The 15,238-nt window shown below is 68.1% G+C and carries 13 protein-coding genes; 8 read left to right on the top strand and 5 right to left on the bottom strand.

The annotated features are described in order from the left end of the window. The first annotated feature begins 8 nt into the window (after window positions 1-8). Window positions 9-2,561: a hypothetical protein gene (locus tag ACZK39_RS04310; protein WP_463612622.1), complete on the top strand. Its 2,553-nt coding sequence runs from the start codon at window positions 9-11 to the stop codon at window positions 2,559-2,561. A 28-nt stretch (window positions 2,562-2,589) separates the two neighbouring features. Beyond that, window positions 2,590-4,182, top strand: a complete 1,593-nt coding sequence (locus ACZK39_RS04305; protein ID WP_463612621.1) for a peptidoglycan-binding protein — start codon at window positions 2,590-2,592, stop codon at window positions 4,180-4,182. 158 nt (window positions 4,183-4,340) lie between these two features. On the opposite strand, the gene ACZK39_RS04300 is transcribed toward ACZK39_RS04305, so the two are convergent. The 5 genes from ACZK39_RS04300 to ACZK39_RS04280 all read right to left on the bottom strand — a co-directional run bounded on the left by ACZK39_RS04300 (window position 4,341) and on the right by ACZK39_RS04280 (window position 9,832). Continuing rightward, window positions 4,341-4,634: an antibiotic biosynthesis monooxygenase gene (locus tag ACZK39_RS04300; RefSeq protein ID WP_463612620.1), complete on the bottom strand. Its 294-nt coding sequence runs from the start codon at window positions 4,632-4,634 to the stop codon at window positions 4,341-4,343. 9 nt (window positions 4,635-4,643) lie between these two features. Further along, window positions 4,644-6,134 carry an Asp-tRNA(Asn)/Glu-tRNA(Gln) amidotransferase subunit GatB gene (gene gatB / locus ACZK39_RS04295; protein WP_463612619.1) on the bottom strand — a complete coding sequence of 497 codons (1,491 nt, stop codon included), beginning with the start codon at window positions 6,132-6,134 and terminating at the stop codon, window positions 4,644-4,646. After that, on the bottom strand, window positions 6,131-7,639 hold the full coding sequence (gatA, locus tag ACZK39_RS04290) for an Asp-tRNA(Asn)/Glu-tRNA(Gln) amidotransferase subunit GatA (protein ID WP_463612618.1): 1,509 nt from the start codon (window positions 7,637-7,639) through the stop codon (window positions 6,131-6,133). Before gatA ends, gatB begins: the two co-directional genes overlap by 4 nt. Before the next feature lie 2 nt (window positions 7,640-7,641). Beyond that, window positions 7,642-7,935 (bottom strand): Asp-tRNA(Asn)/Glu-tRNA(Gln) amidotransferase subunit GatC, encoded by a 294-nt coding sequence (gene gatC, locus ACZK39_RS04285; protein ID WP_182799872.1) that lies wholly within the window; start codon window positions 7,933-7,935, stop codon window positions 7,642-7,644. Between the two features lie 412 nt (window positions 7,936-8,347). Continuing rightward, window positions 8,348-9,832, bottom strand: a complete 1,485-nt coding sequence (locus ACZK39_RS04280; protein ID WP_463612617.1) for a vWA domain-containing protein — start codon at window positions 9,830-9,832, stop codon at window positions 8,348-8,350. Window positions 9,833-10,040: 208 nt separating this feature from the next. Here ACZK39_RS04280 and ACZK39_RS04275 point away from each other — a divergent pair, with 208 nt between their 5' ends. The 6 genes from ACZK39_RS04275 to ACZK39_RS04250 all read left to right on the top strand — a co-directional run bounded on the left by ACZK39_RS04275 (window position 10,041) and on the right by ACZK39_RS04250 (window position 15,112). Beyond that, window positions 10,041-10,241, top strand: coding sequence for a Flp family type IVb pilin (locus ACZK39_RS04275; RefSeq protein WP_463612616.1), 201 nt, complete (start codon window positions 10,041-10,043; stop codon window positions 10,239-10,241). A 65-nt stretch (window positions 10,242-10,306) separates the two neighbouring features. Further along, complete coding sequence (locus ACZK39_RS04270; protein WP_463612615.1) at window positions 10,307-10,690, top strand: TadE/TadG family type IV pilus assembly protein; 384 nt, start codon at window positions 10,307-10,309, stop codon at window positions 10,688-10,690. Next, on the top strand, window positions 10,678-11,685 hold the full coding sequence (locus ACZK39_RS04265) for a pilus assembly protein TadG-related protein (RefSeq protein WP_463612614.1): 1,008 nt from the start codon (window positions 10,678-10,680) through the stop codon (window positions 11,683-11,685). Before ACZK39_RS04270 ends, ACZK39_RS04265 begins: the two co-directional genes overlap by 13 nt. 28 nt (window positions 11,686-11,713) lie before the next feature. Then, window positions 11,714-12,412, top strand: coding sequence for a Flp pilus assembly protein CpaB (locus ACZK39_RS04260; protein ID WP_463612613.1), 699 nt, complete (start codon window positions 11,714-11,716; stop codon window positions 12,410-12,412). Beyond that, on the top strand, window positions 12,409-13,590 hold the full coding sequence (locus ACZK39_RS04255) for a CpaE/TadZ family protein (protein WP_463612612.1): 1,182 nt from the start codon (window positions 12,409-12,411) through the stop codon (window positions 13,588-13,590). Before ACZK39_RS04260 ends, ACZK39_RS04255 begins: the two co-directional genes overlap by 4 nt. Window positions 13,591-13,798: 208 nt before the next feature. Further along, window positions 13,799-15,112: a TadA family conjugal transfer-associated ATPase gene (locus tag ACZK39_RS04250; protein ID WP_463612611.1), complete on the top strand. Its 1,314-nt coding sequence runs from the start codon at window positions 13,799-13,801 to the stop codon at window positions 15,110-15,112. The last annotated feature ends 126 nt before the right edge of the window (window positions 15,113-15,238 follow it).

Raw genomic sequence — 15,238 nt, 5'->3', positions numbered from 1 at the left:
GTCTGGCCATGGCCAGCATCGCCGAGATCCGGCGCGACCCCTCCGGCGCGCCGGCGTGCTCGGTCACGTTCCTCCTCAGCCGGAGGCCGGCGCCCCACGAGCCCATAGCGGGCCTGGTCATGACGGCGACGCTTGCCCTGGACCTCCGCTGCACGCTGGATGACCTCGCCTGGGTGGAGTTCACCCTGCAGGTGGCCGAGCCGGTGCGCACCGAGTCGCGGGGTCCGTTCGGGGCGGCGGCGCTGGCCGCCACCTTCGCCGGCGACGATGCCCGCGGGCTCCTCGCGGCGCTGGCAGGCGGCGGCGGGGGCCCGGACCTGGTGATCCGGGCCCGGCGCACCGACGGCATGTCCGGGCAGTGGCGGCGGCCGGTGGCCGACCTCATCGTTCCCCTGCTCGGGGCCGCCCCCGAGCAGGTCGTGCACCTGGTCACCGCCGAGGGCGGCGTCGTGGGGGACGTCTTTCCCGCACGCAGCACCAGGACCAGAGGCCCCGGCCGTGAGCTGCTGATGATGCGCCGGAACGAGGCGGTCCCCCTGATGCAGGTCATCCGCCCGCAACCCGCCGTGATCCGGCCGCTCCTGGCCGAGAATCTGGTGTTGTCCACGCCCCTGGCGCCCCAGGAGACCGGGCCGGTGCTGGACGGCAGGCCGTTGTTGGCGGACCGGCGGGGTGAGGACCGCTGGTACCTGCCCGAGATCGTGCTCGACGTCCCCGCCCCGGGACAGGACCCGGACTCTTCTCCCTTCCGGTTCGATCTGGCGCAGGTCGGGCATCAGGCCGACGGCTCCCCCGCGCTGGAGGCCACCGTGGTGGTGACCCTGCTGGCCCGCCCCTCCGCCGCGACACTCGCACCCTGGGAGAGCGCGGGAAGGCCCCCGCTGAAGCCTGTGCCGTGTGTGCCGCAGGTGGGGCTGCACCTGCCCTTCCGGGACGACGACGGCGCCGCCCGCACCGAGCTGGTCACCGCGAACTCGGCGGTGGTGAGCGGGGTGCTCGGCGAGGTCGGCTCGAGAATCACCGCCACCTTCGTGCTGCAGAACAACTGGGCCCGCCTCGCCTACGGTGCGCTGTCGACGCCGGGGTTCCAGGCGGAGCCCGCCGTCGTCGAGGTGGGCCTGGCGCACAGCGGCTGGCGGGCGGAGCGGACGCCGTCGAGGCTCACCGTCGACCGTCTCACCGCGCCGAAGCTGATGGCGCTGCGGCGCCGCGACGACGCCACCCGCCCGATCGCGGCCACGCAGCTGCTTGCCATGGCCAAGGCGGAGATCCGCCTGACGCCGGCGATCGCCCTCGAGAAGTTCGACCTGGCACAGCTGGGCGTAGTCAGGCACGTGAAGGTGAGCGCCACCGCCACCACCAGGCTCCCCGCCCTTCTGCCGTGCGCCGACCACCCGCAGCTGTACCGGCAGCGCGCCGGCGACGGATGGGAGGCCGTCGGCTGCCGGCCCGCTCTCCGCCTGGGCGAGACGCAGTACCGGCCGTGGCAGCCGGAACCCGTCACGGTCGCCGGTATCAGGGTCTTCCGTTCGTTGACCCAGCCGGGCAGGTTCCTGGTCATCCCCGAGAACTACGCCGTGGGCCGCTACCCGGCCGAGGACCCTGACCGGGCCTATGAGCCCACGCTGCTGCTCACCTCCACCATCGACGTGGAGAACCCGGCCAACATCCGCTGCGTGCTGGCGGCAGCGCTGGAGCCCGAGCCGGACGCGGCGGACTTCGCTCTCCTCGCCGGTGAGCTCCGCCAGCGCCTCGGCCGACCGGTCGAGCTCGTCGGCCCCTGGCAGGCGGGGGTGGCACCCGAGGTGAGCTGGGCGGTGCCGGGCTCGGACCGCGCGGACTGCGTACCCATCGACACCGGCTTCACCTTCATGCTGACCACCGACATTCCCGGCCTGCTCACGCTGAGGACCCTGCTGCAGCGCGGCGGGCTCGTGGGCTCCGCCCGCTACGCCATTCCCGGCGGCGACAGCGCGGTGAGCACCCTGCGGCTGGACCTGAGCCGCGTCGTCGGACCGGCCGGGGGCCCGGTCACCGCCGAGCGGACGGGGGACGAGGTGCGGCTGACCAACCGGCTGGACCGGCGCGTGGCGGTCAACCGGGTGGTGGCCGACGGCGCCGTCGTGGCCACGCCGTCGCTGCTCCTCACCGCCGGGCAGCAGGCCACAGTGCCCCTGCCGCCGGGGACGGCGGGTCTGCTTGCGCTGGACCACACCGTCGAGCCCGGCACCGAGAGCCTCGACGAGACCCGCAGCTACATCGAGGATCTCCACCTGGGCGTCACGTTCGTGGCCACCGGGGACCTGACGGGTGTCGCGGGGTTGGAGGTGGCGGCCACGTTGCTGGGCGCCGCCACGGACCCGGTGACCCTCACCCACACCCAGCGCCAGGCAGAGCGTCAGTTCGTCCTCCCGCTGACCACCTACGCCACCGATCCCGCCGTGACGTTCACCGTCACCGCGGTGGGCACCGACGGCACCCGCACCGCGGCGCCGCCTGTCGACTGGCCGGTGCGCACCCGTGGCGTGCTCATCCCCCTCTCCACCCCCGTTCCGCAGTGAACCACGCACCATCCGAAAGGACACTTCCATGACCGGTTACTCGCTCCACGTCGGACTCAACGTGGTAGACACCTCCAGCTACATCCCGGCGCCCACCGTGCTCGCGGGGTGCGTCAACGACGCCAACGACATGGAGGCCCTTGCCTCCGGGGAGGGGTTCCGCACCCGGAAACTGCTCGACGCGCAGGCCACCTCCACAGCGCTGCTCAGCGCCCTGGACAGCTTGGCCAACACCGCCGTCGACGGGGACATCGCCTTCGTCAGCTTCTCGGGCCACGGCGGCCAGATCCGCGACAACACCGGCGACGAGGACGACGGGCTCGACGAAACCTGGTGCCTGTACGACAGGCAGGTCCTCGACGACGAGCTGTACCTCAAGTGGTCTCAGTTCCGCTCCGGGGTGAGGATCGTGGTGCTGTCCGACTCCTGCCACTCGGGCACCGTGGCGCGCAGCATCCTGGCCATCGCCACCCGCGAAGCGCTGCTGCGCAACCCGCTGGGCGAGGAGTACTGGCCCACGGATGTGCACGTGCCGAAGCTGCAGCCGCGCATGATGGCGCCGAGTGTCGCGGCGGCCGACTCGGTACGCCGCCGGGAGCTGTACGCCGTCGCCAAGACTGTCGCGGGGAGCACGCGGAGCACGGACATCGCGGCGGAGCTGATCCTCATCTCCGGCTGCCAGGACAACCAGCTGTCCAGCGACGGGGACGTCAACGGACTGTTCACAGAGACGCTGCTGCGGGTGTGGGCAAATGCGTCGTTCTCGGGCGACTACCGCTCGTTCCACTCGGCGATCGTGCGCAGGATGCCGATGGATCAGACGCCCAACTTCTACACCGTGGGCACGGTGTCGGCGGCGTTCCAGGCGCAGCGGCCGTTCACCCTCACGGCCCCCGCGGCCTCGGAGCCGGTGGATCCGGGCGGTTGGGGCGAGCCCACGCCGCAGCCCGGGACGTCGCGGCGGACGCTGCGCCAGGGCGACAGCGGGGAGGACGTGCGCTATCTGCAGCAGAAGCTGGTCGACGGCGGCGCCTGGCTGAGCGTGGACGGCCAGTTCGGCCCGGCCACGGCCAATGCGGTGCGCGGCTTCCAGAGCTCGCACGGCTTGACGGTCGACGGGGTGGTCGGCCCGGCCACGTGGGCGGCCCTTGAGGGCGGCTCGGGCGGCGGCTCAGGCGGCTCGGGCGGTTGGGAGGAGCCCAGTGGCGGCAACTCCGGAGGCGGCAGTGGCAACTCGGGCAGTGGCAACTCGGGTGGCTGGAACGGTGGGTGGGGCGATCCGTCCGGTGGCTCCGGCAGCCAGGGCGGAGGCAGCGGTGGCGGCAACTCGGGGAACCAGGGCGGAGGCAGCAGCGGCGGTGGAGGCTGGGGCGACCCGTCGGGCGGCTCTGGCAACCAGGGCGGCGGTACTCAGACCCAGACCCGTCCGACGCTCCGCCGCGGTTCGACGGGCGAGCACGTGAAGTACCTGCAGCAGCGGCTGTCCGACCACGGCTATTGGCTCACCGCGGACGGCCAGTTCGGCCCGGGCACCGAGTCCCAGGTGCGGAGCTTCCAGCGCAGCAACGGGCTGTCAGCCGACGGTGTCGTGGGCCCGCAGACGTGGGCCGCCCTGGGCTGATCTTCGATCCCTGAGGATCCCCACCGCCGAAGGCGCGTGGGCGTCTCGAAGGGTCGAATCGTGACCTGACAGGCAGTCTCGCTCCGAGGTTGCGTCACAACCCTTCGAGACGGCCGACGGTCGCTCCGCGACGTCGACCTCCTCAGGGGCCGGTAACGTCAGCCGGTGATCAGCGGGACGTACACCGTCTTCGACCTCGGCTCGACCTGCACCCGGTTGGCCACCTCGGCCCACGCCTTGTAGTGGTCGGTCGTCTTGTGGGCGGCCAGATCATCCTCGGACTCATACGCCTCCACCAGCACGAAGCGGGTGGGTTCGTCGGCCTGCTGGAGCACGTCGAAGCGCAGGCAACCCGGCTCCTGCAGGGACGCGCTGCTGTTGACGAGGCACGCCTCGGCGAACTCGTCCTCCGACCCCGCCGCGACAGTCACGTAAGCATGAAACAGGTACATCGCCCCTCCTCAGGACAGCTTCGACAGAATCAGCTCGCGGACCATCCCGGCGTCAGCCTGGCCGCGCATCGCCTTCATCACCTGGCCGATGAGCGCACCCGCGGCTTGGACCTTCCCGTCGCGGATCTTCGCCGCGACATCCGGGTTCGCCGCGATCACCTCGTCGACGGCGACGCTCAGGGCGCCCTCGTCGGAGACCACCGCGAGCCCGCGGGCCGCGACGACCTCGGCGGGTTCGCCCTCGCCGGCGAGCACGCCCTCGATCACCTGGCGGGCCAGCTTGTCGTTGACCTTGCCCTCGTCCACCAGCCCCTGCACGGCCGCCACCTGGGCGGGCGTGATGGCCAGCTCCTCGAGCTCGACGCCGGCCTCGTTGGCCCGACGCGCGAGCTCGGTGACCCACCACTTCCTGGCCGCGCCCGGGGAGGCGCCCGCCTCCACCGTCGCCTCCACGAGGGCGAGGGCACCGGCGGCCTCGATGTTGCCGAAGTCGACGTCGCTGAACCCCCACTGCTCCTGCAGGCGCGCCCGGTGCTCGGCGGGCGGCTCGGGCAGCGTGGCGCGAAGCTCCTCCACCCACTCGCGGGAGGGGGCGATGGGCATCAAGTCCGGCTCGGCGAAGTAGCGGTAGTCCTCCGCCTCCTCCTTCGAGCGCCCTGGCGACGTGGTACCGGTGGCCTCGTGGAAGTGGCGGGTCTCCTGCTTCACGCGACCCCCGCCGTCGAGGATGGCTGCCTGGCGCGTCATCTCGTAGCGGATGGCCCGCTCGACGGAGCGCAGCGAGTTGACGTTCTTCGTCTCGGTGCGGGTGCCGAGCACCTCGGAGCCGATGGGCATGAGCGAGATGTTGGCGTCGCAGCGCAGGGACCCCTGCTCCATCCGGACGTCGGAGACGCCCAGGGAGCGCAGCAGCTCGCGCAGGTGGGCCACGTAGGCCTTCGCCACCTCCGGCGCCTTCTCCCCCGCCCCGCGGACGGGCCGGGTGACGATCTCGATCAGCGGCACGCCGGCGCGGTTGTAGTCGATCAGCGAGTGGCTGGCGCCGTGGATGCGGCCGGTGGCGCCGCCCATGTGGAGGGCCTTGCCGGCGTCCTCCTCCATGTGCGCGCGCTCGATCTCAACCCGGTAGGTCTTGCCGTCCAGCTCCAGGTCCACGTAGCCGTCGAACGCGATGGGCTCGTCGTACTGGGAGGTCTGGAAGTTCTTGGTCATGTCGGGGTAGAAGTAGTTCTTCCGGGCCATCCGGCACCATTGGGCGATCTCGCAGTTGAGCGCGAGCCCGATCCGGATGGCCGATTCCACCGCCTTGCCGTTGATCACAGGCAGGGAGCCGGGCAGGCCGAGGCACACCGGGCATACCTGCGTGTTGGGCTCGCCGCCGAAGGTGACGGTGCAGCCGCAGAACATCTTGGAGTTGGTGTTGAGCTCCACGTGCACCTCGAGCCCGAGGACGGGCTCATAGCGGGTGAGGAGGTCGTCGTAGTCCACCGTCTCGCTCATGCGGACACCGCCTTCTCGCCGTCGGACATTCTGCTGAGCAGGGGCGCGCCCCAGTGGGCCTCGAGTGCCCGTTCGACGACGCCGCCCACCCGGTACAGCCTGGGATCCTCCATGGGCGGGGCCATCACCTGCAGGCCCACCGGGAGCCCGTCGTCGCTGAGCCCGATCGGGAACGAGGCGGACGCGTTGCCGGCCATGTTCGACGGGATGGTGCACAGGTCCGCCATGTACATGCTCATCGGGTCCGCCATGCGCTCGCCGATCTTGAACGCGACGGTGGGCGTCGTGGGCGAGACGAGGACGTCGCAGGCCTCGAAGGCCTTGTCGAAGTCCTGTTGGATGAGGGTGCGGACGCGCTGCGCGGAGCCGTAGTAGGCGTCGTAGTAGCCGGCCGAGAGGGCGTAGGTGCCGATGATGATGCGGCGCTTGGCCTCCTTGCCGAAGCCGGCGTCGCGGGAGATGTTCATGACCTCCTCGGCGCCGCGGGTGCCGTCGTCGCCGACGCGCAGGCCGTAGCGCATGCCGTCGAAACGGGCCAGGTTGCTGGAGAGCTCGGCGGGCTGGATGAGGTAGTAGGCCGGCAGCGCGTAGCTGAACGCCGGGCAGGACACCTCCACCACCTCGGCGCCGGCCTCGCGCAGGAGGTCCACGGCCTCGGCGAACCGGTCAAGGACGCCCTGCTCATAGCCCTCGCCTCCGAGCTCCTTGACCACGCCGACGCGGACGCCGGTGAGGTCAGGGGCGACGGCGGCGCCGGCGAGGTCGCCCACGGGCTGGTTGATGGAGGCCGAATCGTGCGGGTCGTAGCCGCCGATGACCTGCTGCAGCATGGCTGCGTCGAGGGCGGTGCGGGCGCAGGGGCCGGGCTGGTCCAGGCTGGAGGCCATCGCCACCAGGCCATACCGCGACACTCCCCCGTAGGTGGGCTTCACGCCGACGGTGCCGGTGACGGAGCCAGGTTGGCGGATGGAGCCGCCGGTGTCCGAGCCCACCGCGAGCGGCACCATGAACGACGCCACGGCCGCGGCCGAGCCGCCGCCGGAGCCGCCTGGGATGCGCTCGGTGTCCCACGGGTTGCGGGTGGGGCCGAAGTAGGAGGTCTCCGTCGACGATCCCATGGCGAACTCGTCCATGTTGGTCTTGCCGACGATGACCAGACCGGCCTCGCGGAGGCGCGTGACGACGGTGGCGTCGTAGGGCGGGACCCAGCCTTCCAGCATGTGGGAGCCGCAGGTGGTGGGGTGGTCGGTGGTGCAGAAGTTGTCCTTGACGCCGATCGGGATCCCGGCGAGGGGGCCCAGCTCTTCGCCGGCGGCGCGGCGGGCGTCGATGGCGCGGGCCTGGTTCAGCGCATTCTCGACGTCGATCGAGAGGAAGACGTTGAGGGTGTCGTTGAGCTCCTCGATGCGCTCGAGGCAGGCCCGGGTGAGGTCCTCGGAGGTGAGGGCGCCGTCGGTAAGGAGCGCGGCGAGCTCGTGGGCGGGCTTGATGAGGATCGGGTTCATGCTCACTCCTCCCCTAGGATCTGCGGGACGCGGAAGCGGCCGTCCTCGCTGTCGGGGGCGCCGGAGAGCGCCTGCTGCTGGGTGAGCGACGGGGTGGTCACGTCGTCGCGGAACACGTTGGTGAGCGGCATGGCGTGGGTGGCCATGGGCACGTCCGGGCCGGCGACCTCGGAGACGCTGCGGACGGACTCGAGGATGACGTTGAGCTCGGGCGCCAGGTCCTGGCACTCCTGGGGGGTGAGCTGGATGCGGGCCAGCGCGCCCAGCCGGGCCACGTCGTCGGCGGTGATACCCACGGTGCTCCTTCAGGTCGACGGGGTGCCGCGGCGGCGGCTCTCCCCATCTTAGGACCCAGCGGGTGCGGGTGCTCGGCGCCTTCTTCGCTGGCTGGGCCGCCTTCCACCGCTGTTCACGCACTTTCCCCGCCGGTTGGCCCGCTTCCCCCGCAAGCTGAACCGCCTCCCGCCGCTGGTCGAACCGCCTCCCACCGACGCTGGTTGAGCCGGCCCAAGCCGCGAAGCGGCGCAGCCCGCGTCGAAACCGACCCGCGGCCTGTGCAGGGACTCAGACACGGCCCGTCCACGGGGGTTCGAGCCCCTCCCCGCCGGTTGAGCCGCTCCCACCGTTGGTTGAGCCAGCCGCGGCGCGAAGCGCCCGCAGCTGCGTCGAAACCCCCTGGACCCTATGCAGGGACTCGGACACGGCCCATCAGCCTCGTGGCGGCACCTCGGGCCCGGTGGAGTTGATCATCTCCAGCATCCGCGAGCGCTCCGTGGTGTAGCGCAGGGTGGTGCCGTCTGGGAGCTTGAGCTGTTCGCCGTCTGCGAGAGTCGCGGTGAAGGTCTCCTTGCCCTGGCGACCCTTAATCCGGATGGAGGTGTCCTTGCCGGGCTTGGCTTTGACAGTGAGCCCGCCGCGCTGGGTGCTGGAGGAGGGGCCGGTGACGAGGAACTCATCGACAACCTCACCCTCGGGGGTGATGAGGGCCAGCGAGCCGTCGAGTTGCGGCATGCGCTTGCGGATGGCGGCGACGACGAGCGCGAGGATGACGACCGAAGCGAGGGCCGCTATCGCGGCAGGGATTGCCCAGGAGTGCAGTGCGGCAAGAGGGCTGGGCTCCTCTGCGCCGTTGGCATCCGGTGCGACTGACGCCTCAGCCGACGGCGACACGACGGGCGCGTCGGCGATGGTCAGCTGGACGGGGGCCGACGTGGCTGTGAGTTCCTGCGCCAGCCCGAGCGGCGCGAGTTGCGCCTGCCATGGGGACGTGACTGTCGCGGTGAGAGCGACGGCGGCGTCCGTGCCCGGTGGCAGAGCCAACGTGATGGTGCTGGTCTGCTCCTGACCAGGCGTCAGGTCGAGTGTCGCGGGGTCCATGCCGACGGCGGCTCCCTCAATGGCCGGCGACAGTTGGACGGCGGCCACGCTGGTGGGGAGGTTGGTGGTGGTGGAGGTCCAGGTGGCGGTGAGTGTCGCGGTGGCGCCGTCGACGGTGGGCTCGCTCAGCGTCACGGTGACCGGCTGCTCAAGCTCGGGCGCCAGGATCTCGCCAACGCGGAAGCGGGTGATCTCGTCGGTGAGGCCGGAGAGGAAGCCGACGATGTCATCCGGGGTAGCCACCTGGGCGTTAGGGAACACCTGGGTGAGGAGGCCAGCGTCGGACTCTGGGCCGAGCGACAGCGCGAAGGCGCCCACCTGGCGTTCCGCGGTGGCCTCGCCGGCGCGGGTGCGGAGGTCTCCCCAGGCCGGGGCGTCGGTGGTGACGAAGTCTGAGTCGTCTGCCGCGTCCAGTTCGCCGTCCGTGAGGAGCACGAAGGCGGCCACATCGGAGGCGCCGTCGCGGTTGAGCGCGTCGACGCCCTCGTTGATGGCGGCGCCGATGTCGGTCTGGTCACCGGTGGGTTCGTCGGGCAGTGCGCCCAGGAGGGTGTTGGTACTTGGCGCGTCGCCCTCGAAGACCGTCTCGGCGCCGTCGTCGAATGTGATGAGGGTGACGTGGTCATCCGGCGTGAGTGAATCCGCGAGGCCGGAGAGGGCGTCTCGGGCGCGCCCCCAGCGGCCCTCCTCCTGCATGGAGAGCGAGGTGTCGACGATGAGGATGTAGTCGGTGGCCTGGTCCTCGATGCCGAGTGTCGCGGCGATGGCGTCAAGATTTTCTTCGGCCGCCGCCGGAACCCCTCCTACTACAGCCAATAGTAGTCCGACAAGGACCGCGACCAGAACCCTGGCTCTCTGCACATCTCCCCCGAACTTGAACGCCTGTCCACGGCACGCTACGCGCGCGATATTGAAGTTGACGAACGGCCAACCGGGCCCTAACTTTAGCCCACGGGGGACGCAGTGACTTGTACCCCTTTGGGGACTTCTCCCCTGGCCTTCACCACGAAAGGGGGCAACCGTCATGGTTGCACTGTACGCCCACCTCACCGCCCTCCTCCACGTCGTCGGTCGTCGTTTCGCCGACAAGACCAAGGGCGCCACGGCCGTCGAGTACGGCATCATGGTCGCGCTCATCGCGGTCGTCATCATCGCGGCCGTGACTCTGCTCGGCAAGAACCTCAGCACCTTGTTCAGCGACATCGCAGTCAAGGTCAACCCCTGATCTCGCTCGGGGAGGCTGGCAGTCGCCCGCCTCCCCGACGCTATTCGCGACTTGTCGAGGGGGCAGTGGTGGTACACCGGGACAATCACGGCGCCGCAGCGGTGGAGTTCGCGTTGGTTGTGCCGGTGCTGCTGATTCTGCTGATGGGAATGGTCGAGTTTGGCTTTCTGATGTTCCTAAACGCATCGGCCGCTGGAGCAGCGCGCGAGGGAGCGCGAGACATGGCCATCTCTCAGATCAAGTCCCAGGCCGTCGCTGCTGCAACAAGCACCTTCAAAGACACGACAGGTAGGACCGCGACGCTCGTGGATGTCCCTGATGCGTGTCCCATAGGGAGTCGTGCAACTGTAACGGTCGAGTACAAGTATACGTCGCTAACCGGCTTCTTCACTTTCATCAATCCGACTTTCACAGCCAACGGAGTGGGGGAAATGCGATGCGGAGGATAAGAAGTGAGCGCGGCGCTGTCGCGGCGCTTGTGGCTGTTCTGATGGTTTCTTTGGTCGGCTTCACGGCCATTGCTGTCGACGTCGGCGCCCTTTGGATGGACAGGAAGGAAGTGCAGAACGGCGCGGATGCCGCTGCGCTCGCATTGGCTCAAAGCTGCGCCAACGGCGCCTGCGAGGCAGATGAGCCGGGCGAGGCACGGACTTACGCCGAGGGCAACAAGCGGGACGCGAACATCAAGCTTGGCGCGGATGGTATCCAAGTCGTACACGACCTCACCTGTCTCGGCACACCTTTGGCCCAGTCGGTGTCAGTCACCGTCGCGACCCGCCGCGACCATTGGTTCGCTCCCGTCCTAGGTCAGGACGCTACTGATGTGAGTGCGTGCGCCACCGCCACGTACGGGGACATCACCGGGGGACGTGTCTTGCCGTTGACGATATCGGACTGCGCGGTGAAGCTGATCGACTCGCCAGACTCGGTGCGCTTCGAGATCAAGAAGAAGGACCCGGCCGGGAAAGACGTCGTGGTCCCCTGCTCGGACGCCACTTCGGGCCCTCACATCATTCCGGGGGGGTTTGGTTGGCTGACCGTTAGCGATACTGAGAAGTGTCTGGTGGACACTGGCCTGGACATTGGGGCGCCCAGCGATCCGGGAGGCGCGGGTCCGGTGGCCGGATCCAGTGCAGCCTGCAAGGCTTTGCTCTCTGACCTTGAAAACCGGACCGTACTCATCCCCCTCTACTCCAACGCCGCGGGAACCGGGGCGGGTGGGGTCTTCACAATCGTGGCTTACGTGCATTTCACCGTCGAGACCTACTGTCTTAATAAGGGCCAGGGTTGGTTCTATGTGCCTGATGACAAGTGCACCGCAAGTAGTTCGTCCCCCGACGGCAAGTTCATCGCGGGTCGCCTCGGAACGCGGGTGGCGGTCGGCGACGTCGATATGGGTGACGTGTCCGTTCCCGGATCCACCGCCGTAAAGCTCACACAGTAACTGCCTAGAAGGATGCCGAGACAACTCCATGACACGACGAGTCATCGCCGCGATCGTTGCCAGCCTGCTCACCCTGATCGGCATCGCGCTGGTCGCCGTCTACGTCCAGAATGCCGACGAGCGAGCCATGGCCCGACTTGAACCGACTGACGTGTTCGTCGTCACACAGGAGATTCCTGTCGGCACTCCTGTGACCCTGGGCACCAATATTGAGCTGCGAGAACTTCCAGCCACATCGGTAGCTCCCGGGGCACTCGACGATCTGACGCCAATCGCTGACCTCGTCGCCTCGACAACGCTCTACCCGGGCGAGCAATTATTGACGGCTCGTTTCGTCGCGGTGGAGGACCTCACGGATGACCAGATCGAGATTCCGCAGGAGTTTGTTCAGTTGACGGTGGTCCTCCCCCCAGACCGCGTCATCGGGGGGCGGCTCGAGGCTGGGAACACTGTGGGCATCGTGATGTCACAGGGCGAGGGAGCCACCACAGAGACGATCCTGCACCGCGTGCTCGTGTCGCGAATCCAGGCAACCCAGCCGGATGAAGCGGCCGGCGAGAACGCTCCGCCTGCCGGATCGCAGTTCGTGACTTTTGCTGTGACAGCTGTGGATGCTGAGCGCATCGTCTGGGTCGCGGAGCACGCGTCCATGTGGCTGACACTTGAGCGCGAGACATCTCTGGTGGAGGGCACCAAGCAGGTCACGGCCGAGAACGTGGCCTCATGAGCGCCGTGCTTGTGGTGGCGCGCAACGCCCGCCTGGTCGATCAGGTGACCATAGCTACCGGCGGACAGCTGGTGGCGCTCACGGGAGGTGAACTCCGGGATCCGGACGCGCTGGCCCGGGCCATGAGCGCGACGCCGCCCCCCGAACTCGTCCTTCTGGAGGCCGACAACGATCCCCAGGGTGCATTGGCTGTCGCGGAGTGGGCAAAGGACCGATTCGGTCTGTCGGTTGTTCTTGTCACCGCCGATCCGGTGGCACTGGCGCTCCCCGCCATGCGTTCGGGAGCCAAGGACATGATCTCCCCCGACGCGGGCAGCGAAGAGCTGCGCGAAGCGATTGCCCGGCATCGCCAGGCCCCCATCGCGGGGAACGCACAGCCGATCAAACGTGGCCGAGTAGTCACCGTGGCGTCACCAAAGGGCGGAGTGGGCAAGACCACAGTCGCCACCAACATCGCCGTTGGTCTGGCCCAGATCACGCCGGAAGCTGTGGTCCTCGTAGATCTGGACCTCCACTTCGGCGACGTGGCGAGCGCCTTGAATCTCACTCCGGTTTACACCCTGCCAGACACCGTCAAGTCGGCGGTCAGCGGCGACGCCTTGGCGCTAAAGACCTACCTGACGAGGCACGAAAGCGGCTTGTGGGTCGTGCCAGGGTCTGACTCGCCTGCCGCGGCGGACGCGGTCACCGTAGATGACGTGTCGGCGCTGCTGCGCACCCTCGCCCAGTCCTTCGCTTTCGTCGTGGTGGATACCTCCCCCGGTCTCTCGGAGCACACGCTTGCGGCCCTCGATCAGACTGGCGAGCTTGTCTTAGTCACGGGCCTTGACGTGCCAGGGGTCAGGGGCCTGCGCAAGGAGATCGAGACTCTGAGTCAACTGGCGCTATTATTGGAGTCTCGCCATGTTGTACTCAACTTCGCCGACAACTCCCGGGGCATCAGCGTGTCGGACGTGGAGGCCACTATCAACGCCAAGGTCGATGTCGCCCTGCCGACATCGAAGGTTGTTCCCATTTCGGTCAACCAGGGCATCCCACTCCTGCAGAGCCGAGGCAAGGATCCCATCAGCAGGCACCTTGCGACGCTTGTCGACACGATCGCCCGTCGCCCTCATGAGAAGCCGAAGGGCCGACTGTTCGGCGCACGCGCCAAGGGGACAGATAATGGGCCTCGCTGATCGGCTCCGGGCGGCCAGAGGCGAAGTGCCTTTGGCCCCGGAACCACCTGATGCTGTCGGATCGCTCTTGAAATCGGGCTCAGACGATCTTCCAGACTCGCCGGCATCGCCACCTTCGCTCGCCAACCTCCAAGGGGCTCCCCAACCCAACGGGATGTCGCTGGCCGCGCGAGCGTCAAGGGATCAACCTCCCAACACCTCCCTCTCGATGGCAGGACGTTCGTCGACCGGTGTGCCCGCGCAGGATGCAATGCGGGCGCTCAAGGAGAAGACCACCGCAACACTGTACGAGCGACTTGGCACGCGTCTCTCTGATTCATCGCTCACGGATGAGCAACTGCAGCAACTAGTGCAGCAGGAACTCGGCGCAGTCATCGAGGGTCAGAGTCTGGCCATGACCGGTGCCGAGAGACGGCGATTCGTCGAGGAGGTCCAGTCCGATGTTTTGGGTCTCGGTCCAATCCAAGGCCTGCTCGCTGATCCATCGGTCACCGAAGTCATGGTGAACGGTCCCCACAATATCTATGTGGAGCATGGAGGACGGCTGTACCGCTCTGATGCCACCTTCCGCGACGAGGCGCACCTTCGCCAGATTATCGACCGCATCGTGGGGCGGATGGGCCGGCGCATCGATGAGTCCTCGCCACTCGTAGACGCGCGACTGGAAGACGGTTCCCGCGTCAACGCCATCATTCCGCCGCTGGCCTTCAGCGGATCGACGCTGACAATTCGCAAGTTCAGCCACGATGCACTCACCATTCCGGATCTCATTCGGCTCGACACGATGTCGCCCGAGATCGCCGAACTTCTCGCAGCGTGCGTCAAGGCACGTCTCAATATCCTTATCTCCGGCGGCACAGGCACCGGCAAGACGACACTGCTCAACGTCATATCATCATTCATTCCCCAGGGAGAACGCATCATCTCAATCGAGGATGCGGTGGAGCTTCAACTCCAACAGGAACATGTGGTTCGTCTTGAGTCCCGCCCTCCCAATATCGAGGGCAAAGGCGAGGTGAGCATCCGGGACCTGGTTCGCAACGCGCTTCGCATGCGGCCGGACAGGATCATCGTCGGCGAGGTGCGCGGAGCCGAAGCCTTGGACATGTTGCAGGCAATGAACACGGGCCATGACGGGTCGCTGTCCACCATTCACGCGAACTCACCTCGCGATGCCCTCGCCCGGCTCGAGACGCTCGTGCTCATGGCGGGAATGGAGTTGCCGCTCCGGGCCATCCGCGAGCAGGTTGCGAGTTCGATCGATCTCATCGTGCAGCTGGGCCGTCTTCGCGATGGCACTAGGCGAATCGTTGCCCTCACGGAAGTGCACGGCATGGAGGGTCAGACGGTTACCATGCAGGACGCCTTCCTATTCGACTACTCCGCCGGCGTCGACAGGGACGGGCGATTCCTCGGCCACATTGTGCCCACGGGAGTGCGGCCACAGTTCACGGATCGGTTTGCCGATCTCGGCATCATGCTTTCACCGCGCGTGTTCGGTACAGACCTTCGGATCCGATGATGCAGTCTCCCTCCCTTCTAGCCGTCGCGGCCCTGTTGGCGGGCACCGCATTCTCCATCGCTATGTGGTTGCTTTTACGGCCCAACGCACGGGCCGTGCCTCTTCATCGTCGACGCCCTGGAACGA

The sequence above is a fragment of the Tessaracoccus luoxuelianae genome, assembly GCF_055326245.1.
The sequence above is the reverse complement of the archived record's forward strand: the minus strand, read 5'-3'. Positions and strand labels throughout refer to the sequence as shown.

Bases quoted from the DNA above. Each gene is read 5' to 3' on its own strand.
- ACZK39_RS04310 (WP_463612622.1), top strand. From the start codon at position 9: ATGGCCAGCATCGCCGAGATCCGGCGCGACCCCTCCGGCGCGCCGGCG.
- ACZK39_RS04305 (WP_463612621.1), top strand. From the start codon at position 2,590: ATGACCGGTTACTCGCTCCACGTCGGACTCAACGTGGTAGACACCTCC.
- ACZK39_RS04300 (WP_463612620.1), bottom strand. From the start codon at position 4,634: ATGTACCTGTTTCATGCTTACGTGACTGTCGCGGCGGGGTCGGAGGAC.
- gatB (WP_463612619.1), bottom strand. From the start codon at position 6,134: ATGAGCGAGACGGTGGACTACGACGACCTCCTCACCCGCTATGAGCCC.
- gatA (WP_463612618.1), bottom strand. From the start codon at position 7,639: ATGAACCCGATCCTCATCAAGCCCGCCCACGAGCTCGCCGCGCTCCTT.
- ACZK39_RS04275 (WP_463612616.1), top strand. From the start codon at position 10,041: ATGGTTGCACTGTACGCCCACCTCACCGCCCTCCTCCACGTCGTCGGT.
- ACZK39_RS04265 (WP_463612614.1), top strand. From the start codon at position 10,678: ATGCGGAGGATAAGAAGTGAGCGCGGCGCTGTCGCGGCGCTTGTGGCT.
- ACZK39_RS04260 (WP_463612613.1), top strand. From the start codon at position 11,714: ATGACACGACGAGTCATCGCCGCGATCGTTGCCAGCCTGCTCACCCTG.
- ACZK39_RS04255 (WP_463612612.1), top strand. From the start codon at position 12,409: ATGAGCGCCGTGCTTGTGGTGGCGCGCAACGCCCGCCTGGTCGATCAG.
- ACZK39_RS04250 (WP_463612611.1), top strand. From the start codon at position 13,799: ATGGCAGGACGTTCGTCGACCGGTGTGCCCGCGCAGGATGCAATGCGG.